This is a genomic window from Halomonas sp. TH-94 (genome assembly GCF_057473365.1).
The window spans coordinates 1-21,349 of sequence record NZ_JBYCKL010000108.1 but is presented as its reverse complement, the minus strand read 5'-3'; the positions used below and the strand labels follow the sequence as shown (position 1 = coordinate 21,349).

The 21,349-nt window shown below is 61.1% G+C and carries 18 protein-coding genes and 1 other RNA gene; 11 read left to right on the top strand and 8 right to left on the bottom strand.

Annotation, left to right across the window (positions count from 1 at the left end; translation table 11 throughout):
• Positions 1–36: 36 nt before the first annotated feature.
• Positions 37–1,320 (top strand): ArgE/DapE family deacylase, encoded by a 1,284-nt coding sequence (locus AC2VNO_RS18465; protein ID WP_486935501.1) that lies wholly within the window; start codon positions 37–39, stop codon positions 1,318–1,320.
• Between the two features lie 73 nt (positions 1,321–1,393).
• On the opposite strand, the gene AC2VNO_RS18460 is transcribed toward AC2VNO_RS18465, so the two are convergent.
• Positions 1,394–1,699, bottom strand: coding sequence for a hypothetical protein (locus AC2VNO_RS18460; protein WP_486935500.1), 306 nt, complete (start codon positions 1,697–1,699; stop codon positions 1,394–1,396).
• 268 nt (positions 1,700–1,967) lie between these two features.
• Positions 1,968–2,064, bottom strand: an RNA gene (gene ffs, locus AC2VNO_RS18455) — signal recognition particle sRNA small type.
• 204 nt (positions 2,065–2,268) lie between these two features.
• Between ffs and AC2VNO_RS18450 the strand changes: the two genes are divergently transcribed.
• The 3 genes from AC2VNO_RS18450 to AC2VNO_RS18440 all read left to right on the top strand — a co-directional run bounded on the left by AC2VNO_RS18450 (position 2,269) and on the right by AC2VNO_RS18440 (position 6,014).
• A complete protein-coding gene (locus tag AC2VNO_RS18450) occupies positions 2,269–3,492 on the top strand; it encodes an ATP-grasp domain-containing protein (protein ID WP_486935499.1) in 1,224 nt (407 codons plus the stop codon).
• Positions 3,493–3,539: 47 nt separating this feature from the next.
• Entirely contained in the window at positions 3,540–5,588 is a 2,049-nt protein-coding gene (locus AC2VNO_RS18445) for a hypothetical protein (protein WP_486935498.1), read from the top strand.
• Positions 5,589–5,666: 78 nt separating this feature from the next.
• Positions 5,667–6,014: a P-II family nitrogen regulator gene (locus tag AC2VNO_RS18440; RefSeq protein ID WP_486935497.1), complete on the top strand. Its 348-nt coding sequence runs from the start codon at positions 5,667–5,669 to the stop codon at positions 6,012–6,014.
• Positions 6,015–6,018: 4 nt separating this feature from the next.
• Here AC2VNO_RS18440 and AC2VNO_RS18435 read toward each other — a convergent pair whose 3' ends face one another.
• Together AC2VNO_RS18435 and AC2VNO_RS18430 are read right to left on the bottom strand one after the other, a co-directional pair.
• A complete protein-coding gene (locus AC2VNO_RS18435; RefSeq protein WP_486935496.1) occupies positions 6,019–8,010 on the bottom strand; it encodes a monovalent cation:proton antiporter family protein in 1,992 nt (663 codons plus the stop codon).
• Positions 8,011–8,080: 70 nt separating this feature from the next.
• Positions 8,081–9,103, bottom strand: coding sequence for an AbrB family transcriptional regulator (locus AC2VNO_RS18430; protein WP_486935495.1), 1,023 nt, complete (start codon positions 9,101–9,103; stop codon positions 8,081–8,083).
• 79 nt (positions 9,104–9,182) lie between these two features.
• Here AC2VNO_RS18430 and AC2VNO_RS18425 point away from each other — a divergent pair, with 79 nt between their 5' ends.
• Positions 9,183–9,947 (top strand): TlyA family RNA methyltransferase, encoded by a 765-nt coding sequence (locus AC2VNO_RS18425; protein WP_486935494.1) that lies wholly within the window; start codon positions 9,183–9,185, stop codon positions 9,945–9,947.
• Between the two features lie 6 nt (positions 9,948–9,953).
• Here AC2VNO_RS18425 and mscK read toward each other — a convergent pair whose 3' ends face one another.
• A complete protein-coding gene (mscK, locus tag AC2VNO_RS18420; protein ID WP_486935493.1) occupies positions 9,954–13,391 on the bottom strand; it encodes a mechanosensitive channel MscK in 3,438 nt (1,145 codons plus the stop codon).
• A 140-nt stretch (positions 13,392–13,531) separates the two neighbouring features.
• Between mscK and AC2VNO_RS18415 the strand changes: the two genes are divergently transcribed.
• The 4 genes from AC2VNO_RS18415 to AC2VNO_RS18400 all read left to right on the top strand — a co-directional run bounded on the left by AC2VNO_RS18415 (position 13,532) and on the right by AC2VNO_RS18400 (position 15,654).
• On the top strand, positions 13,532–14,548 hold the full coding sequence (locus tag AC2VNO_RS18415) for a phospholipase A (protein WP_486935492.1): 1,017 nt from the start codon (positions 13,532–13,534) through the stop codon (positions 14,546–14,548).
• 74 nt (positions 14,549–14,622) lie between these two features.
• On the top strand, positions 14,623–14,955 hold the full coding sequence (locus AC2VNO_RS18410; RefSeq protein WP_228576189.1) for an ElaB/YgaM/YqjD family protein: 333 nt from the start codon (positions 14,623–14,625) through the stop codon (positions 14,953–14,955).
• Complete coding sequence (locus tag AC2VNO_RS18405; RefSeq protein WP_486935491.1) at positions 14,955–15,356, top strand: phage holin family protein; 402 nt, start codon at positions 14,955–14,957, stop codon at positions 15,354–15,356. The genes AC2VNO_RS18410 and AC2VNO_RS18405 overlap by 1 nt, the downstream gene beginning before the upstream one ends.
• Positions 15,337–15,654: a YqjK family protein gene (locus tag AC2VNO_RS18400; RefSeq protein WP_486935490.1), complete on the top strand. Its 318-nt coding sequence runs from the start codon at positions 15,337–15,339 to the stop codon at positions 15,652–15,654. Before AC2VNO_RS18405 ends, AC2VNO_RS18400 begins: the two co-directional genes overlap by 20 nt.
• A gap of 46 nt (positions 15,655–15,700) precedes the next feature.
• Here AC2VNO_RS18400 and AC2VNO_RS18395 read toward each other — a convergent pair whose 3' ends face one another.
• The 3 genes from AC2VNO_RS18395 to egtB all read right to left on the bottom strand — a co-directional run bounded on the left by AC2VNO_RS18395 (position 15,701) and on the right by egtB (position 18,697).
• Entirely contained in the window at positions 15,701–16,354 is a 654-nt protein-coding gene (locus AC2VNO_RS18395) for a ubiquinone biosynthesis protein COQ9 (RefSeq protein ID WP_486935489.1), read from the bottom strand.
• A 65-nt stretch (positions 16,355–16,419) separates the two neighbouring features.
• On the bottom strand, positions 16,420–17,382 hold the full coding sequence (gene egtD / locus AC2VNO_RS18390; protein ID WP_486935488.1) for an L-histidine N(alpha)-methyltransferase: 963 nt from the start codon (positions 17,380–17,382) through the stop codon (positions 16,420–16,422).
• 1 nt (position 17,383) lies between these two features.
• The gene (egtB, locus tag AC2VNO_RS18385; RefSeq protein ID WP_486935487.1) at positions 17,384–18,697 is read right to left on the bottom strand and encodes an ergothioneine biosynthesis protein EgtB; all 1,314 of its coding nucleotides are present in this window, start codon (positions 18,695–18,697) and stop codon (positions 17,384–17,386) included.
• Positions 18,698–18,901: 204 nt separating this feature from the next.
• Between egtB and wecB the strand changes: the two genes are divergently transcribed.
• Positions 18,902–20,050, top strand: a complete 1,149-nt coding sequence (gene wecB, locus AC2VNO_RS18380; protein WP_486935486.1) for a non-hydrolyzing UDP-N-acetylglucosamine 2-epimerase — start codon at positions 18,902–18,904, stop codon at positions 20,048–20,050.
• Positions 20,047–21,349, top strand: a 1,303-nt coding sequence (locus tag AC2VNO_RS18375) for a glycosyltransferase family 2 protein (protein ID WP_486935485.1), incomplete at its 3' end; no start/stop codon positions are given. The genes wecB and AC2VNO_RS18375, both read left to right, overlap by 4 nt.

The following is a 21,349-nucleotide window of genomic DNA, read 5'->3' as shown; positions in this document are numbered from 1 at the left end:
GCGGCCTGGCGCTGACTACCGACTGGAGAGATGCCAATGCTGGATGCCACCGAGAAGCGCATCGTGGAGCGCTGCGAGGCACTGATGGCTGATACCCTGGCGCTGACCCGCGACCTGGTGCGCAGCTACAGCGTACTGGGTCAGGAGCACGGCGCACTGGCGACCATGGAGCGCTGGTTCGAGCGCCTCGGCCTACCCACCACCCGGGTAACGCTGGACCCACCCGGCTTTGCCGAGCACCCTCACCGCGCACCCGTCGAGTGGGAATGCGACGGTCGCTATAATCTCGTGGCCCAACTCAACGCCGGCGCACCGGGGCCGCATCTGGTGCTCAACGGCCATCTCGACGTCGTGCCCGCCGAGCCCACCGACATGTGGACACGGCCACCGTGGGAGCCCTGGGAAAAGGACGGCTGGCTCTATGGCCGCGGCGCAGGCGACATGAAGGCGGGGATTGCCGCCATGACCATGGCCGTGCAAGCAGTACGCGAAGCCGGCGTTGACATCGCCTTCCCGCTGACCCTGCAGACGGTAATAGAAGAAGAGTGTACGGGAAATGGCGCCCTGGCCTGCCTACACCAAGGGTACTGCGGCGATTTCGTGCTGATACCCGAGCCCTTCGGCAGTCAGATCTATGCCGGCCAGGTCGGCGTGCTGTGGTTCCGCATGCGCCTGGACGGTGTGCCGGCCCATGTGCTCGACACCCGCGCCGGTCGTAACGCCATCGAGACCCTGGTCGAATTCCTTCCTGCTTTCAAGGCATTGGAAGCAGAGATCAACGCCCTGCCCCGCCGCCCGCCCTACGATACCCTCGACAGCCCGTTCAATCTCAGCATTGGCAAGATCGAGGGTGGCAACTGGGCTTCCAGCGTACCGGCTCACGCCAGTCTCGAAGGCCGCGTAGGCTTCCCGCCGGGCATGGCGCCTGAGGAGGTCATGAAGCGCGTTCGACGATGCATCGAGGCGCGTCATGCCGAGTTGGCCGACGGCAGCCCGCTGCCACGAGTGGCGTTCCACGGCTTTCGCTCCGAGGGATTTCTGGTCGATATGGAGAGTCCGGGAATCGCGCTGCTCGCGCGCTGTCATCAAGACCTGATGGGCACGCCTCCCGGCACCTATCTCTCCACCTGCACCACCGACCTGCGCGCCTTCCACGTCAGCAACCAAATCAATGGTACCTGCTACGGCCCTGTGGCAAAGCGCATCCATGGCGTCGACGAATGTGTGGAGATCGACTCGATTCGCCACGTGCTGACTACCTACGCCCTGTTCATACATCGCTGGGCAGGGATGGCCAAGGCCGGTGGCAGCGGATCATAGACAGCAACGCAAAGGGGAGGCCATTGGCCTCCCCTTTGCTGAATCTAGACGCACCTGACGCCGCACCGCTGGTTCAGGCGCAGTCTGCAGCACCCTGACCGAACATGTCGAACAGCAGCTCACGCCCCATAGCGCTCAACACGAACCGGCCGTGCTCGTTGTAAACGGCAGCCTCGCTGTTCTCCAGCACTCGCTGGCAGGCGGGCCACTCTTGAGAGGCCTCTCGCAGCTGCAGCAGAGCGCGGCTGTCGAGCCCCCGGAAGGGAATGGTGATCGTCTCCAACACGTGGCCGTGCTGGTAAAGCAGGAAAGCAGCGTTCGACAAGCACTGGCGCAGGCTGCGCTGGATACCGGCGTTGGGCGTAGCGTCGATCTGCATTGGAACTCATCCTCTCGCAAGCGTTTGCTGCAGTGCATACTAACACCAAAGTCGATATATACCAACGTCTAACAACGAAGCGGCGGCGCGTGTGCACTGCTCGGCTCTTGGCGAGTTCTTGGCGAGTGGCAACGGCAGGAAAGAAAAATGCGCGGACTTTCCACGGCTACACTGACAAAGGGCAGGTAGGGAGGCATGGGTAACAGGGAGCGGAGAACGGCGTGCATTCGAAGCGGGATAGAAGGCAGCGAGGCCCAAATGGAGGCAGCCCCGACAGCCACATCCCGGCACACGCGACCACCACTACCGTTGCTCCCTTCCGGGCCTGGCGGGGTTTGCGGTTTAGCGTTGCGGGAGGACCGACGGGGCCACCACGACACGATGCCGCACAGGGCACCGAACCCGACTTGCATCAATGGCTTGCCGAGTGCGCGTGCACTATACCAGTGGCCGTGCAGACCAGCAAGGGCGCTAGGTCGCCATGGGCCATAACCATGTGTAACGTTGAAATTTCGTGTAGGGTGAAGTGTACGGAGCACATGTACTCAAACGCTCAGGAGGGGCACCCCATGAACAAAGATCCCAACAAGGGCTATATTGCGTTGCTCGGCTGGAGTCTCAATGCCATCGAGGCTGCTGAGAATTTCGACCGTCGCTATATCGTTGTGGCTCCCGAATGGGCAGAGGAATACTGCCAGAAACACGACATTCCCCACATCGCCTGGAATTTCGAGCGGCTCAACGACCGCTCCATGGAAATTGCAGAGACGCTGAAAGAGATGGGAGTCGATGTGGCGATTCCTCTGTTCGAGGAAACCGTCGAGTGGGCTGGAGCCATCAACTCGCTTCTGCTCGACAACCCGCGGCTTTACGGTCAGTCGCTGCTGCTCAGGGACAAGGCGCTAATGAAACGCCGCGCCCAGCTAGGCGGCATTCGGGTAGGGATTTTCGAGGAAGCTCACGACAAGGCCGACGTGGTTCGCTTTCTCAAACGGGTCAACCAGACCCTACTCAAGCTAGACGGCGACCCCAACGACCCCATTCACTTGAAGGCCTTCGACAAGGCCGGCTGCCTGGGGCATCGCGTGATTCGTACCCCGGACGAAGTCGATACCATTCCTGACGAGGAGTTCCCGGTATTGATGGAGTCGCACCTGGACGGCTGGGAGTTTGCCGTGGAGGCGTGGATTCACGACGGCAAGATCGCCTTTTTGAACATCTCGGAGTACGTCACGCTGGGCTACTCCGTGTTCGTGCCCGCCTCCCCGGAACTCGAACAATATCGCCCTCAGATCGAAGCCCAGATCAAGAAGCTGATCAAGACATTCGACATCGATTTCGGCCTGATCCACCCCGAGTATTTCGTCACCAGTGACGGTGAGATGTACTTTGGCGAAGTGGCGTATCGTCCACCCGGCTTCAAGGTATTCGAACTGCTCGAGCGGGTCTACGGCTTCAACGCCTATCAGGCCAGCATGCTGGTGTTCGATCCCAAGACTACCGCCGATGAGGTCAAGGCCTACTTCCCCAGAGAGGTCGAGGATGCCAAGTGTTACGCCGGCTGTTTCGGCGTTTACCCACGTCGGCGCGTGGTGAGCCGCCTGGAGATACCCGAAGAGGTCGAGGACGACCCCTACTTCGAATCTCACGAGCTTACTCCACCCATGGAGGAAACCGTGACCAAGCGCACCGCCTTCGGCACCCACTGGGGGCTGATCTACTTCAAGGGCGAAGATCCGCATCGCTTGCGAGACCTGCTCAAGCACCAGGAAGAGCTTGATTTCTACATCTGATCAAGGCGTCATGGCAGCACAGCCTAGCCCGATCGCAAGGAGTCGGCGTGACCACGAACCGGCACACGCATGAGCCCAGCCAGCCCGCGGTGGATGACAAACTCCGCGGGCTGCTGGTGTATCTGGATGAAGCCATCGCCATGCTCGGCGATGCTCGCGAATTCGCCAAGCCGGGCAAACTGCCGCGGGTGCTGGATACGGCTCGCCGCGTGCTGTTCCAGCCCGGTGGGACCGCAGCGCTCGAGTCACGTGCCAGGGCGCTGGAGGAAGCCGGCGTTTTCCTTGGCTCCGACTGGGCAACGCCGCAATACCTGCTTCCTTCCCTGACCACCTATGCGCTGAAGAGCCCGGATGCCAACACGGTGGTGATCGAGGCATTGAGCGAGCTGCGATTGCTGGCCGTGGCCAAGGGGGTTTATCCCCATGCTCTCGTATCCGCCGAACAGGCTCACCATTATCTGACCCAGGTGATGGCACTCAATCTTTGGCTGCTATTCAGCACCCCCAGCGAAGCGGAACGAGAAACCCAGGGCCGGTTGGCAAAAATCCCACGCCACCTGTTTCATCACTTGGCCGAGCGTATCGGCTATGAACACATCATCGACAAGCTGATCGAAGAGATCTGGCGCATCCTCCAGCAGCGACCGATCCAGGTGGATTCGGTCAAGCAGATGATCACTCAGATCGCCCTCTGCCAGGCCAACCCGGCTATCGATCTGGGTATCAGCGGCCAGGGCGCCGACCGCCTGGTCAGCTCGCTGTTCGGCCCCACCTGGGCCTGCCGCGAGGACCCCGGCGTAGAGATTTATCGTGACCGCCTGATGAGCATGGACAACAGCGCGCTGCAGGGAGAAGCCACCGGCTTTGCACGCGCCATGCACGACACCGGACTTGTTTCCGCTTATCACCCGGTGCTGTTGCGCCATTTGCTGGAGCACAACGATCACTTACTGGCCGAAGCGCTAGGATTATCCTCCACGGGGCGCGACTGCCTGCTGTGCTATCGAGAGTTGGCACACGCCCTGATTCGTAGCGCCGTACATCCCGCCACTCCTCAAGCGGTGTACGGCTTGTCCTTGATGCTGGAGCGCGGGATTCTTTACCAGCCTCCCGTGGCCCCTGCGATGTGGCGCCAACTGGGTCTGCCGCTTTCGGAGTGGTCCCAGGAACGCCTCAAGCTCGCTTTCGGTGACGCGGTTTCCCCGCGCGCTCGCCTGCTCGAAGGCGTGCTGTGCATGCTGGGTCAGCCCCTTGGCGTAGGCCAGGGCAACAATCCGACCTGCCAGTCGGCACGGGCGCTGTCCATGTGGGCCTACAACGACCCCGACTATCTCCTGCAAATGGTGGCCTGGGCCGCACGCGACGACGATATCATCATGCATTTCGAGGGGATGCCGCTCTCCTCCATGGCAAGCGTTTCCGGGGTTGCGACTAGCCTGCCCACCGATCTCGACCCGGTATCGCTTATCGTCGTGCCGCATCTGGACCGCATCTATGCCGAGATGGGCCGGCGCTGTATCGGCCGCGAGGGCGACCCGCACCGCTGGGTCAACCCAGAATTCCACGGCTGGTGGGCTGGCCGCGGGTTTCGCATCAATGTAGACGTCGCCACCGGGCAGCTGCATGATCTGGACGCGTTCCTGCGCCACTTCTACGCCAGCTATCATCCCTACTACAACGGCAACCAACCGCTCATTCACCCACAGCCGGCCGGCATCGCCGTGACCGATAGCGCAGCGCGCTTCATCGGCTGGCACGCCATCTCCATCCTGCGCGTCTCCCTCGACCCGTCGGAGGTGATGCGGATCTACTTCTTCAACCCCAATAACGACAGCGGTCAGGATTGGGGCGACGGCGTTCAGGTCAGCACCGCCGGCAACGGCGAACGTTTCGGCGAAGCCTCTCTGCCCTTCGAGCAGTTCGCTTCACGCCTGTACATCTTTCACTACGATCCGCTAGAGCGTGGCGAGCTGGCCTACATCGCCCAGGAAGAACTCGATCGAGTCACCGGCTACATCCACCGTAGCTGGGGTGCCGACCGGATACCGGCGACGGAGCTGCAGGCCGACAGCGGACACACGAAACCACTCGATTGATCCGCATCGGGACAATGACGTATGGGTCTGACAAAATGAGCTCATCCTAAATAAAGGCAAGGCCCGAGGTAAGCTCAAATGGATTTCAAGTTATTGATGGTGTTCGTCGATCAGGACATGACAGAGGCTGTGCTGGATGCCTCACGTGAAGCAGGCGCGACCGGGGCCACTATCATCAACAATGCTCAGGGTCAGGGGCTCAAGCCGCACCTGACCTTCTTCGGTCTCGAGTTCATGGCGTCGCGCAGCGTCATTCTGATTCTGGTGGAAGCACGGCGCTCCCAGACCGTTCTGCAGGCCGTGACTACGGCAGGCAAGCTCGATGAGAGCCTTAACACGGGCATTGCCCTGGAGCTTGAGGTTTCCCAGGCGCTGGGGCTGACGGAGCACATCAAGGCCCTTAGCAAGGAACATCCACTCAACTGACAACCTATTCAGGCGGTTGCCCTGAACCGGTAAGCCGCCTTTCCACGAGTTCGAGATTGTCCTGGGAACCCAATAGCACCAGCACATCATTGACCTGCACTTCCGTAGACCCGGCAGGATAACGTTCGCGTTCATCGTTACGTACGAGCGCAGTAACAGACACATGGTCCTGCTCAGTATCGAGCTGGGACAGACACTGCCCGATCGCCGGAGAACCTTCGGATAGGAGCACGGAATGGAGACGCTCCTGTTCCGACGCTTCAGGCTTGATGTTGTCCAAGGTGCCACGGAACAGCTCCCTGAGCATACGGTAGTGACTGCTGCGCTGCTCCTGCAAGTGCTTGGCAACGCGGTATAGCGGTACGCCCAGCGACTGCAGCGCATGGGAGGTCAACAGCATGCTGGCCTCCAGCGTTTCGGGGATGACCTCGGTGGCCCCGGCATTGCGCAGCTCCTCGACATGCTGCTGATCGCGGGTACGGACGACGGCCGAAAGACCGGGGTTGAGCCGTTTTGCATTACGCAGCGTCGTTAACGCCGCCGGCCTATCGTCGTGGCTGATGATCAACAGCGAGGCCCGCTGAGCACCGACGTTCTCCAGAATCGAGAGATCCGAGGAGTCACCATAGAATACCGGCTGTCCCGCCATTCTCGCTTCTCTCACGATGGCCGGATCCATATCCAACGCAATGAAGTCGAAGCCCTCGCTCTCCAGAAAACGGCTGACGGTCTGTCCGGTACGCCCAAAGCCGCATATCACTACGTGCCCATCGCTCGCGGTGGGTTCGGTCGGTGACGGCGCATCACCACTTGCTTTGGTTCTCTTCCGAGAGCGTCCAAATAGCCATAGAGCTAGCGGTTGATTGAAACGTATTAGCACCGGCGCCAGTATCATCGAAAACAGCACGGCGTTGAGCACGATTTGTGCCGGGTGGCTGGCGATGACATTGCCTTCAAGGCCAATGGCCAACAGAGCAAAACCGAACTCACCGCCAACGGCCAGCACCAACCCGGTGCGGAAGGCCGTCTGAGGGTCGACCCCCGAGATACGCACGATCAGTGTGACCAGTATCAGCTTGATAGCAAGCAGACCCATCGCTCCCATCAGGGCTTCGAGCCAGATGGTGGGTAGCAGCGCAGGCTCCACCAGCATGCCGATACTGACGAAGAAGAGCCCCAGCAGTACGTCGCGAAACGGACGGATCGTGGATTCCACCTGATGGCGAAATTCCGTGTCGCCGAGCACCATGCCGGCCAGAAAAGCACCGAATGCCATGGAAAGTCCGAGCGTCTTGGTCGTCCATGCAGATACCAACGAAACGAAAAGTACCGTCAAGGTGAACAGCTCTGCCGAGCGACGTTCCGCCACCAGATGAAACAGGGGGCGCAATAGATACCTTCCCGAGAGCAGCACGATGACGAAGGCGAGGAACGCTTTCGCCAAGGCCAACCCCAGCGAGCCCGCCACCTCATGTACGGCAGCCACCCCCAATACGGGAATGATGACCACGAAAGGAACTGCCGTGATGTCCTGGAAAACGGACATGGTCGTGCCAAGCCGCCCATGCCTAGCCTGGCTCTCACCCTGCTCCAACAGCTGCTTGGTAATGATGGACGTCGAGGATTGTGCGAATACTGCACCGACCACGAACGCTGCGGGTCCGGGCAACCCTAGCCACCACGCCATTATCGCCACCACCAAGGTGGTCAACGCCACTTGCGCCGTACCCAAACCTAGGATGGTATGACGAAGGGCATAGATTTGCGGCAAGGAGAAACTCAAGCCGATCGTAAAAAGCAAAAAGACGATGCCGAACTCGGCAATGACGGTGATGTACTCGTTATCGATGACCGGTCCCGCCGTATGGGACCCTAACATCACACCGACCAGAAGATAACCGAGGCTAGGTGGGATTCTCAGGCGCTGAAAAATCAGCACTACCAGTACCGTTGCACCAAGCAACAGCAGCATCTGCACCAGCGCCTGCTCAAGCATTCATTCGTTCCAGTCCATATGATCGGTAATCCCAACTGCTTCTCTTGAGTGGGGATGATAACAGCTGAATTCAACTAGAACGTGTCAACCAGCGCGCCCAGAAAGGAGCAAAGAGCATCAGCGTCACCATGCGCAACAGGTGGTGAAAGGCGACGAACACGGGGTCGAGGTCCAGCGCCACGGCAAGTATCGCCATTTCGCCGATACCTCCAGGCGCCAAGGCCAGCAGGGCGACGTCGCGGGGTACATCGAGCAGGCGATGAATCAACTCGGCGAAGCCGGCCAGCACCACCAGTGCCAGCAGGGTGGCAATGAAGGCTTCGAACAGGTAGCGGCCGAGCCTGGCCGAGGAAAGCCCGCGAAAACGGGAGCCGATAGCGCAGCCGAGCACCCACAGCATGACGTTCATGCCCCAGTCCGGCAGGCGGAGGCTTGCGATATCAAAGCCCGAGAGAAGTCCGGCGAACAGCAGCGGTGCCAGCAACGTATGGCTCGGCAGGCGCAGCAAGCGCCCCAATGGAAACAGCAGCGGCAAGGCCAGCAGCATCCAGGCGGCAGCGAAACCGTTTTCGCCCGCCCCAGCCTGTGGCGACGCGCCACCCTCGTAGGCCCAGAAAAGCGGCGGCAGGATCATGATCACCAGCACGATGCGCAGCGACTGTGCGATGGCAATACGCCGAGGGTCGCCGCCGCACTTCTCCCCCATCAGGATCATGGCCGTCATGGCCCCGGGCGCGGAGGCGAACCAGGCACTGACGGAATCGAAACCGCAGCGCCGGTACCAGGCGGCGGCCGCCGCCGTGGAAGCCGCCACCCCGAGCAGCAGCAGCGCGGCGGAAAGCGGCCAGTCGAGCACACGTTCGGCCAGTTGTGGGGTCACCTGGCTGCCCAGCACCAGGCCGAGCACGCCGAGAAAGGTTTCGCGCAGCGGCTCGGGTACACGTACGTCACCCCCCTTCGCCGATACGATCAGGTTAGCGGCCAATGGCCCCAGCATCCACGCCAGCGGCATGCCGATAACGTGAAAGACAAATCCGCCCAACGCTCCGATGACCAAAGACCTGACCAGTGCCGTTCCTTCGCTTCGCTCCACGCGGCTCCCTTCTGTTAACCGGCTAACTAAACGATTATGCCATAATGCCAGCTTCGCTTCTGGCTGCCGGAGTCCAGTCATGCCCCGCCTCGATCAGCTTCTCGTTTCCAAGGGCCTGGCCCGCTCACGTACCCGCGCCCAGCGGCTGATTCGCCACGGCCGGGTCAGCCTGGTCGCAAGCGGTCGCATACTGAACAAGCCGGGCGAAAAACTGCCCGAAGAGGTGCGGATTTCCGTATCGGAAGACCCTGAAGAGCGCTACGTCTCAAGGGCAGGACTGAAACTGGAAGCTCTGATCGAAGCGCTGGGGCTGGAGCTGAATGGAAAGCTCGTGCTCGATGTGGGCCAATCCACCGGTGGCTTCACCGACTGCGCCCTGGCCTTCGGCGCGCGTCACGTGATCGGTATCGAGGTGGGCCATGGCCAGCTCGACCCCGAGCTGCGCGGGGAGCCCCGGATCACCTGCCTGGAAGGACTGAATGCACGCGGCATGGCCAGCGAGCCTCGCCTGCGCGATGCCCTCGTCGCTCAGGGCGCCAAAGCGCCCGAGGTGGTGGTGATGGACGTTTCGTTCATCTCGCAGACGCTGATCCTGCCGCAAATCGCCGAACTGCTCCCGACCGGCGGCGAGCTTCTGAGCCTGGTCAAGCCGCAGTTCGAAGTGGGGCCGGCCGGGGTCAATGCACGCGGCATCGTAACCGAGCCGGCCCGCTACGCCGAAGTGGAAGACAAGGTTCGAGCCTGCTGTGACGAACAAGGGCTAGACATTCGCCACTGGCAGGAGAGCCCGCTCACCGGTGGCGACGGCAATCGCGAGTTCTTGCTCCATGCCGTGAAACGCTGAACCCTTTCAGCGCCCTCCATCCCCACCGTCGCCACCGGCATCGCCATCGCCGATCTCGATGTCCCCCGGATCGCCCCCCGCCCCAGGGGGCGGATGACGTGAAAATCGGTCATTACTTCGTTCAAGGCTCTGTACTTTCTTCGCCTCGCCGTCATCTCGATGCAGCCATACGTCGAGCTGATTGAAGGCGATGTCGATGCCGTGCTCGGTGAATAGCTCACCTACCCGACAGTTGACTTCATCGGTGGCATAGAGCCGGTCACCCAGGGCATTGACGAAGATACGCAGCTCGAAGTTGAGCGTGCTCTCGCCATAGTTCATGAAAAAGACCTGCGGTTCGGGATCGCCCAGCACTCGAGGATTTTCATCGGCCGCCTGGCGCAGCAGCCGATGCACCAGACGCTGGTCTGAGCCGTAGGAGACGCCGAAGGTCAGCACGACTCGCGTGATCGTATCCGACAATGACCAGTTGATCAGTTGGTCGGTGACGAAGGTCTTGTTGGGGATGATGATCTCCTTGCGATCGAAATCGGTCACCGTGGTGGCACGGATACGAATCTTGCTGACCGTACCGGTGAGATTGCCCAGAGTGATGGTATCGCCGATACGCATGGGCCGTTCGAACAGGATGATCAGCCCTGAAACGAAATTGGCGAATATCTCCTGTAAACCGAACCCTAGACCTACGCCTAGCGCGGCCACCAGCCACTGAAGCTGGCTCCAGGCCACGCCCAGGGTAGCCAGCGCAACGACCAGTCCAGTGCCGACGATGGTGTAGGAGAGCAGCGCCGAGATGGCGTAGGCACTACCCTGCTTGAGCTCGAGCCGAGACAGCACCATTACCTCGAGCAGACCCGGCAGGTTGCGTGCCATCACCAGAGTCAGCACGAAGATCAACACCGCGGCAAAAATGTCCGCTACCGAAAGGGAACTGGTAACGAGCTCGGCGCCCACCCCTTCGCTCGCTTCCCAGATCGCCACCTGGTTGAGGTAGCCCAGCACCGTCAGCAGGTCGGACCAGACCAGATAGAGCAGCACGGCGAAACCCAGCAGCAGAATCAGCTTGGATAGACGTAGCGACTGCTGGTTGATCTGCTCCATGTCCAGCGGTGGCTCCTCGACCACCTCCAGCCCACCCTCTGCCCCCTCCTGGGCCTGGGTACGCCGACGCATCAGCGCCCGCCTGAAGGCCAACCGACGGGCTGCGACCGCCAGGCCTCGCACCACCGTCGCCTCGACCAGAATCCACATCGCCAACAGGTAAAGAGTGATGACGAAGCGCCCAATGAGGCTGAGCGCCGTGTACTCGTAGCCGGAAACGATCAGCCCTGCGAGGATCAAGGGCACCCCGGCCATGGCCAGCCCGAGCATAAGACGAAACAGTTTGACGCCGAAAAAAGGCGTGTGGGCCAGGATCAATCGCGACAGTAGCCCACTCATGGCCAGCAGACCCGCGAGCAGCAGCGACAGCGCGATGGGTCGACCTGTGAGATTGATCTCGTGGTCCAGCGCCAATGTGGACACAAGCAGGATCGGGATCAGCGCCAAACCGAGCCAGCCAAGCAACCAACGCAGCCGTGCCACATAGCCGGCAGGCCAGTAGAAGTGCTTGGTTGCCACGCCGTCTCGTACCAGCAGGCGGCGCGACCAAGCAATGAACCCCCAGGCCAGCGCCAGGTGCAGGAAGGCCAGACCAAGACCCGATGTGATACCCTCGCCGATAGTGGCCAGCGATATACCGGCCCCTGCCAGGGCCAGCGGGCCGGGGGCCGCCAGCAGCGCATTGAGGCCGACGGCTTGAGGAGTATGGAGCTGGGAGTCGCTGCGCAAACGACCTATCTGGTCATGCAGCATGCTCAGGCGGCGCTGAATACGGCGGCGAAGCCCGAGCAGCAGGACCGAGACGAATACGAGCGGCGCTCCGCGCAAGGCCTCGACACCAGGCGTTTGCCAATGTACCGGCAATACCTCGCGCCATTCCCCTTGGCGCAACTCCTCCGTCAGGCTGGCAGGCAGTTGCCGAAACCATGCCAGGTCCAGCGGACGGGTATTGGCGATCCAGAACAGCTGCTCGTCGATGGTGGTGCGAAGTTCACGGGTGGTGTCATGCAACTGCTGCTGATTGAGCTGCAGTTCGATGGCTGCGCTCAGCAGGCTGCCGTAGGTCTGCTCGAGCTGATCGACGAGCTGGCGACGCGAGTGATACAGGCCCTGCAGGGAATCGACCAGCGCCTGAGTGACCTCGACCCCGGCCTCCTCGAGGCGCAGATTGGCCAAACGTTCGCCCTGGCGCAAGGTATCGCGTTGGCGAACCAGATCGAACTGACGCAGGCGCAGGTCGGCGATTTCATCCTGCAGCGTGCGCCCGAGATCGACCTGGGGCAACGAGCGGCGCTGTTCGCGCAGGATTCGCGATAGCAGCAGGCTGCCACGAATGGCCTCGATCTGCTCGTTCAAGCTGCGCTGCAGCTGACGCACGTGATCGAGCTGGCTACGTATTCCCAGGCTTTCGCGTACCAGACCGTTGTGGCGATCGTTGGCTCGCAACAATTCGAGACTGAGTTCACGGTTCACCTGCTGGGCGCGTTCGAGCACCGGATGACCGGCTTCAAGCAGCGGGTCGTCACGGGCGGCGTCGGCGATCGCTTGCTCGGAGGCCATGCGCCGCTGCCGATCGATTACCCCTTGCAACAGGGTCAGCTCGGTCTCCTTGCGTGCAATCTGCTGGGTAATCAGATCGCGACGCTGCTGCGCCAATTCGCGCAGCCGGGTATTGCTGCCCAGCTCTCGCTGGCGCAAGCGTAGCGTACGCTCGGCCAGACGGCGCTCCACTTGCATTTGCCAAAGCCGGGGAGACGCCTCGCTGACGCCCTGGCCTTCCATGACATCCAGAGCGCGACGTGTACGTTCGGCGGTCTGCATCGCCTCGGCAATGGCCTGCTGAGCCCGCTCGGGCAATGTCTGTGCGGCGAGGAGCTGTGAATTGACATCGGCCAGACGATCCTGCAATTGCTGCAGCTCGAACACGGCCTCCTGTTGGCGATACTCCAACTCATCCAGGGGCGTATCGTCGAGTTCGGCGATGGAACGATCGAGTTCCGCCTCCTCTTCCTGGTGAAGTTCTCGCTCCAGACGCAGCAACTCGGCAGGGGCACTCTCCAGGCGTTGTTCCAAGGCCTCGAGCCGCTCCTCTACACCCTTGAGCTGCTCCAGGGCCTGCAGGGTCGATTCCAGGGCATCGATATCGCGCTGCTCGGCTTCGCTGACGCTCTCGCCCTCTTCCGGGAGCAACTCCGCCAGACGCTCTTCCACCGCCTGTCGGCCGGGCAACGAGTCGTCGGCCAACACCGGCATCACCAGAGCGGTCCAGCAGCAGAGCATCAGGCAGAGCGCCAACCAGGCGCGCCGGGATGGGCCGGCGATAGTGTGAAACGTGACGTTCACGAAATTCCTCGTTTCTACTGGCCTGCGCCTGGGCGAGACACGGCCACGTACAATATGGTGACAATCGGCATGCCAGCAGTTGACTTGCCTAGGCGACGTGGTAGAAACAGTAGCTCACACGCTCCGCTTCGAGTTCCTCCATGACCATCCGTTCACTTCTTTTGACCAGTGCCGCCATCTTCGGCCTGCTGCCTTTGTCAGCCTTTGGCCAGGCCGATACCCAGCGAGAAGCCATTGAAGCTCGTATCGAAGCATTGACCGGCGAGGTGGAAGCACTGCGCCTTCAGCTCGAGGCCATGCCGCAGGACGACGACTCCCTCTACATCGAGGTCGATGACCCCGTCATCGAAGAGGTCATCCAGCGCCGCCAGCTAGAGCGCGAATCCACTCGCAACCCTCTGGCCATTACCACGCACCGGCGAAATTACCTGTTCCCGCTGAGCTATACCACTCATCCCAATGCCGTTGCCTTTCGTGACGTCTATGCCGATGCGGGCCCCAATGATCTGGAAGTAAAATTCCAGTTCAGTGCCAAGGTCAACCTGCTCGAGGATGTGTTCGGCACCACGGGGGATCTCTACTTTGCCTACACCCAGCGCAGCTGGTGGCAGGCCTACAACACCGATGCCTCATCGCCATTCCGGGAGACCAACTACGAACCCGAGGTCTTTCTCGAGTTCGACAATACCACCCGACTATTGGGCTGGACCAACACGCGCAACCGTATCGCCTTCAACCATCTCTCCAATGGGCGCTCCATGCCGCTGTCCCGCAGCTGGAATCGCATCTACCTGGAAAGCATGTTCCAGCGAGGCGACTGGGCGGTTGCCGTGGCACCGCACTGGCGCATCCCCGAGTCCGACGGCGATGACGACAACCCCAATATCGACCGCTACTGGGGCTATGGCGACGTGACCGTTGCGCGCCGTTTCAACGGCGACCAGGAAGCCAGCGTCATGGTGCGCGGCAATCCCAGCCCCGGGAACTACGGCACCCAGGTCGATTATTCCTGGCCCTTGTTCGGCAACATTCGCGGCCATGTCCAATACTACTATGGCTATGGCGAAAGCATGATCGACTACGATCATCGCAACCATCGCATGAGTATTGGGTTCAGCGTCAACCCATTGATTTCCGGCTCAGGCGGGGTGCGCTGATCTGGGGTTTTGCGTTGAACTCACATCAGCGAGTGCTATGCTGAGGCTGTCATTCATCGTCAAAGGAAGACTACATGGCAACCCGTAAACCGAATACCGACGACACCTCTCGTCAGCTGAGGGAAGACCTGCATCAGCTCACTCGCACCATCGAAGAGCTTGTCAGCGCCACGGCCGACGACTCGCGCAGCAATATCAAGGAACTGCGCGAGCGCGCCGAGAAGCGGCTCAAGGATACCCGCGACCGCCTGGAAGCCCGCGGTGAGCGCCTCTACGATGAAGCCCGCGACACCATGCACGAACAGGCCGACGCCGTTGACCGTTACGTACACGACAATACCTGGACAAGTATCGGCATTGGCGCCGCGGTAGGTGTCGTTATCGGCGTGCTTCTCGGGCGACGTTGATGGCCGAGAACGACGGACCGACACAGCGTCTGTTCACGGTATGCAAGCGTCTTTTGGCCAGTCTGGTGGCAACCGGCGAGACGCGTCTGCGTCTTGCCGTACTCGAGCTCGAGGAAGAGCGAGCTCGCGTGGTGACGCTTTTGCTGCTGCTGGGGCTGAGCCTGGTGTTGATGCTGCTGGGCTTGACCATGCTGGCGCTGCTGGTGGTCGTGCTGTTCTGGGACACCCACCGCCTGGCCGGCATCGGCATCAGCGCCCTGGTGCTACTGGGCGGCGGCATCGGCACCGCGCTGCTTGGCATCCGCCTGGCCCGGCGCCATACCCTGCTCAAGGAAACGCTGGCCCAGTTGGCGCTGGACCGCCACTTGCTGGAGGAACGGCGTGACCCGCCACGACACTAACGACACTCCACATCCTGTACCCACGCGCGATCAGCGCAAGGCCGAGCTGCTGGTGAAAATCGAGCAGCAGCGTGTCGATATCCTGGTCGAAGCAGAACGCTGTAGGCACGGCTCCCAGACACTCGATTCAGGCTTTCAGCATCTCAAGCGATATCGAGGCCTGGCTTATGTCGCCGGCGGCGTATTGCTGGTGGCAGGGTTTCGACACCCTCATAAGCTGGCGACACTGGCAAGACGAGTCGCTGCCGGCGCCTTACTGCTCCACCGGGCACGTCGGCTGTTCGGACAGGTGCGCTGAAGACAAGGTGTACTGGAAATCCACCCACCTTCCCCTGGGGAAAACGCTAGAGCTGCGCCTCGGCGACATGCCGCCGCCGGGTTGAAGCACCCGGCACCCACTTCATCCAACTCTCGCCCCGCTTGAGACGCTTATCGATGAAGCGGCGTGTCCGGCGTTGGCCTTCACTGGTATCGGCTGCCCAGACAGCTAGCGCCGCCAGGAACAGACTCGTCAGCGCAATCTCCTCCACCTGCGCTCGGCGGGTTCCATAGCGAGCTTCGAGAAGCGCCGCTTCACGCAACCACTGAACGGTACGCGAAAGATCGAACACCATCGGCACCCAGGTATGCGGATGGGGCAAATGCGCCTTGGTCTTGAGCATCTGTACGGTGACCCGATGATGGGCGGAAAAGGTATCGAACCAGGCTTGCAGGCAGTGCTCGATGCGCACCCGCTCGGGCCAGTCTTCGAAGGTGTCAGGCTTCTCCGCCAGCATCCCGCGCCAGCCGCGCTCAAACCAGGCGTTGGCCACGGCATCCATGTCGCGAAAGCGTTCCAGCACCACGGACATCGGCAACCCGAGGCTACGCGCCACCTCGGAGAGGCGTACCGCCTGCCAGCCCTGCTCCTCGGCCTGGCGAACGGCCTCGTCAACGACGAGGTCGGCAAATGAGGAGGCCTCGGTTCGTGAGGAGTCCTGAATCGCTATCATGGTCATGATGGTCCCTCGATGTTCCCGCATGGCTCTGTCATGCAGCATAGTCCGGTTTACGGCCGATGCCATCAGGGGGCCCGCTCCAGATAATGGATGCAGAACAGCGAGTCGCAGTCCGTCCAGTATGCACGGGGTTCGAATCCGGCGCGTTCGGCCAGATCTTGAAACCCAGACACGCTGTACTTGTACGAGCTTTCGGTATGCAGGCTCTCGCCCTCATCGAAGAAGATGCATTCGTTGGCTAGCCTAAGGCTTTGATCGCACTGGCTGATCAGGTGCATCTCGATACGGTGATCGACCTCATTGTAAAAAGCGCGATGACGGAATCGGGATGGCTCCACCTCGGCCTCGAAATCATGGCGCAGCCGCTCCAGCAAGTTGAGATTGAACGCAGCGGTAATGCCGGCGGCATCGTTGTAGGCGGCATCGAGTATCGCGCGATCCTTGATCAGATCGACACCGATGAGCAGCCCACCCCCAGGCGGCAGCAGCTGCGTCAACCCACCGAGGAAGTTCTCGGCCTCCGCGGGAGTGAAATTGCCGATGCTCGAACCGGGAAAGAATGCCACCGGGCGCTCCCCCGCCAGCCCATCCGGCCAGGACATTGGACGCGAGAAGTCGGCCCAGGCCGCGTGGACTTCCAGCCAGGGGTAATCCAGCGCCAACCGATGGGTGCAGTCCAGAAGAAAATCCCGCGAGATATCTACCCCGAGATAACAAATTGGGTGAAGCGCCTCGAGCAGCAGCCTCACCTTGCGGCTGGCCCCGCTTCCCAGTTCGATCAGAGTGGCATCGCGTCCTACCACTTCGGCTATCTCAGCGGCGGCAGCGCGCAGAATGCTCTCCTCGGTGCGGGTCGGATAGTACTCGGGCTGCTCGCAGATTGCGTCGAAGAGCTCCGAGCCGCGCCGATCGTAGAAGAACTTTGGCGAAGTGTATTTCGGTGTTGAGGTAAGCCCCTCCAACAATTCCGCATGCAGCGAGCCTGCCGAGACTGGATGCTGGTCATGAAAGCGTACGAGCGGACTCATGTCATGCCTCCCTGGCCAGTCGGAAGCCGGAAAAGGCCCAGCGGGCATGCGGCGGGAAGAAGTTACGGTAGCTGCGCCGTATATGCTCGGCAGGCGTTGCGCAGCTGCCGCCACGTAGCACCATTTGCCCCGACATGAACTTGCCGTTGTACTCGCCCAAGGTGCCCGGCAAGGTGCGAAAGCCAGGGTAAGGACGGTAAGCGCTGCCGGTCCACTCCCACACATCGCCGAACATCTGGCTCACAGCACACGACCGGGACGGCGACGACACCGGCTGCAGGTGGTCGTCCTCGACGAAATTTCCCACCAGTGAAGCCTCGTGAGCAGCCACCTCCCACTCCGCTTCGCTTGGCAGTCTCGCATTGGCCCAGCGCGCATAGGCATCGGCTTCGAAAAAGCTCACGTGAGCCACTGGCGCGTGTATATCGACCGGACGCAGCCCACCCAGGGTGAAGTGATGCCAGCCGTCGTCTCGTTTCACCCAGTACAAAGGTGCCTGCCAACCTGCCTGCCCGATCAGCTGCCAGCCCTCGGCAAGCCACAGCTCGGCACGCGCATAACCGCCATCCTCGATGAAAGCCAGGAACTCGCCGTTGGTAACGGGACGCTTGGCCAGCTGAAAGGTTTCGAGGAACTGGCGGTGCACCGGCCCTTCGTTGTCGTAGGCAAACCCGGTCTGGAAGTCATGGCCAACGGTGCACACGCCTGCGTCGTGAACTAGCCAGCCAAGCTCACCTGGCGGTTCGCATCCGGGTATGGAGAGATCCTCGCGATAGGCGGGAAGCAAGGGGTTCTGAGCCAGGATGTGCTTGATATCCATGAGCAACAGCTCCTGATGCTGCTGCTCATGGTGAAGTCCCAGCTCGAGGCGGCGAAATATCTCCTCGAGGTGTTCACGTGGGGGCGCTTCGAGAAGCTCCGCCATGGCGTCGTCTACATGGGCGCGGAAGCGGTAGACATCGGCCACGGTAGGTCGTGACAAGGTACCGCGACTTGGCCGCGGAAAGGGCACGCCGTGCGTCTCGTAATAGGAGTTGAACAGAAAGTCGTAAACGGGATCGAGCGGTCGGTAACGGGGCTGAAAGGGAACCAGGATGAAGGCTTCGAAGAACCACGTAACGTGGGCAAGGTGCCATTTCGGTGGGCTCACGTCATCCATGCTCTGGATCACGTAGTCCTCAGTGCACAGCGGCTGGCACAGCCGCTCGGATGCCTGGCGAACGCGCTGATAACGTCTCAACCACTCCTTGAGGTGCTGGGTGTCGGGCGTATGCAGCTGCCGGGTTCTGTCCAACTGGTAGGCGAGAGGGGGCATGGCGCACTCCTGTGACGAGCCACATCCGTGACGAACCGATCCCTCAAGCGTAGCAAGCCTCCCGAGAACCGGAGGTTACCGAACGTAACGCCGAGGTTGAGCAGCCTAAGCATATTTGATCAAACGAAACATAACGCGTAACGTAATGTGAGCATGAGATAGGGGGTGCACAGGGACAAACGCAATCAAGGAATGATTCGCAGCATGTCCAGAAACGTAACGATGGTCGTGGGTACGCGCCCGGAAGCCATCAAGATGGCACCGCTGGCACACCGACTCGCCAAGCGAAGCGATATCGATCTACAGCTCTGCATTACCGGCCAGCATCAGGAAATGCTCGAGCAGGTGATCGACATTTTCGAGCTACCCGTTACAGCCCGGCTAGACGTGCCGCAAGGCGGCGCGCTCAATCGCCTCACCGGCGAGATGATGCGGGAACTCGACAGCTACCTGGCCGCTACCGACCCCGCACTGGTGGTTGTACATGGCGATACCTGCACCTGCTTTGCCGCCTCGCTCGCGGCCTTCCACTTGCAGTTGCCGGTCGCGCACATAGAGGCCGGCCTGAGGTCAGGCGACCGTCACTCCCCCTGGCCGGAGGAAAACTATCGGCGCATGGCCGATTCGTTGGCGGAACTGCATCTGGCACCCACCCTGGCGGCTCGGGACAACCTCATCGCCGAGGGCCTGCCGCAAGCTCGCATCAAAGTCACCGGCAATACCGTAGTCGATGCCCTGCTGTGGATGAAACAGCGTATCGACAGCCAGCAGTGGCAGCCTGACGGTGCCTCGCCGCTGTCTCGCCTTGATTCCGAACGCAAAATCGTGCTGATCACCAGTCACCGCCGTGAGAACCATGGCGATGGTCTGGTAAATGTCTGCCGCGCCGTCGCCAGACTCGCGGCACGGCATGCGGATGTCGACTTCGTCTTCCCGGTACATCTCAATCCGATCGTCAAGCGAGCGGTTCACGGCGAGCTGGGACAGTACGCCAACGTGCTGCTGACGGCACCGCTGGATTATCGCCATCTGGTCTGGCTGATGATGCATTCCAGCATGATCCTGACGGATTCAGGCGGTATCCAGGAAGAGGCGGTGACACTCGGCAAGCCTCTGTTGATCATGAGCGATACCACCGAGCGTCCGGAGGCACTGGAAAACCAAGGAGCCATGCTGGTCGGCACCGATCCCGAGGCAATATACGCCAGCGCCCACGCCATACTCGAGTCGCCTCATGCGCTTGGGCCGGCTGCCCTTGGGCCCTCGCCCTACGGAGATGGCCAGGCCGCCAGGCGAATCGAAGAATTCATCGTCGAGTGGCTGGATACCCGCGACGGAAGTCCAGCGTCATGACTTATTGGCTCGTCGATTCATTAGCCTATCTGCTGTATGGCCTCAAGTGGCTGGCCATCGTGTTGGCGGTGATCATGCTGGTGCTCGGCATCGATGATCTTTTCATCGATCTCGTCTACTGGACGCGCCGCCTCAAGCGCCGCCTTGGCGTCTATCGGCACCAGCCACGGGCCGACGAGGCGCGCCTTTATGAAGCCAAGGAGCAGCCGCTCGCGGTGATGATTCCGGCCTGGCAGGAACAAGGGGTCATAGGCGAAATGGCGCGCCTCGCAGCGCACCATCTCGACTATGAGAACTATCAGATCTTCGTCGGCACCTATCCCAACGATCCTGACACCCAACAGGAAGTCGATATCGTGTGTCAGCAGTTCAGCAATGTGCACAAGGTGGTCTGCGCCCGTCCCGGCCCCACCAGCAAAGCCGACTGCCTCAACAACGTCATCGACGCCATCCTGCGCTTCGAACAGGCGGCCGGCATCGCCTTTGCCGGGTTCGTGCTGCACGATGCAGAGGACGTCATCTCGCCGCTCGAGCTGCGCTTGTTCAACTACCTGCTGCCCGCAAAGGACCTGATTCAGGTACCGGTCTTTCCCTTCGTGCCTCGCGCCCGCAACTTCAACGGCAGCCATTACATCGATGAGTTCGCCGAGTATCACGGCAAGGACGTGACGGTGCGAGAGGCGCTGGCGGGCCAGGTACCGAGCGCCGGTGTGGGAACCTGTTTCAGCCGCAAAGCCATCCTTACCCTGCTCGAGGAGGGCGACGGTATCGCCTTCGACACCTGGAGCCTGACTGAAGACTACGATATCGGTTTTCGCCTCAAGCAGAAGGGACTGACGGGCATCCTCGCCCACTATTCGGTTAGCGATTCCAAACTCTCGCCCTTTCGCGAGCAACGCTGGGGCGCCAGCGAATTCACCAGCAACCTCATCTGCGTACGAGAGCATTTCCCCAAGCGACTAAGTGCCATCATTCGACAGAAATCACGCTGGATCACCGGTATCGTCTTTCAGGGCACCAGGAGTCTCGGCTGGCGCGGCAATCTGGCCACGCTCTACTTCCTGTGGCGCGACCGTCGTGGACTGATCGCCTATCCGGTCGGGCTGCTGGTCAATCTGCTGTTCCTGCTGCTACTGGCGCTCTGGATCAGCAGCTGGCTGTTGCCCGATACCTGGCGCTTCCCGCCGATATTGGTCGGCGATCTGCTGTTCTGGCTACTGGTGACAAACGGTGTCCTGCTGCTCAATCGTCTGTTGCAACGCGGCTATTTCGTCACCGTCTACTACGGCTTCGTTCAAG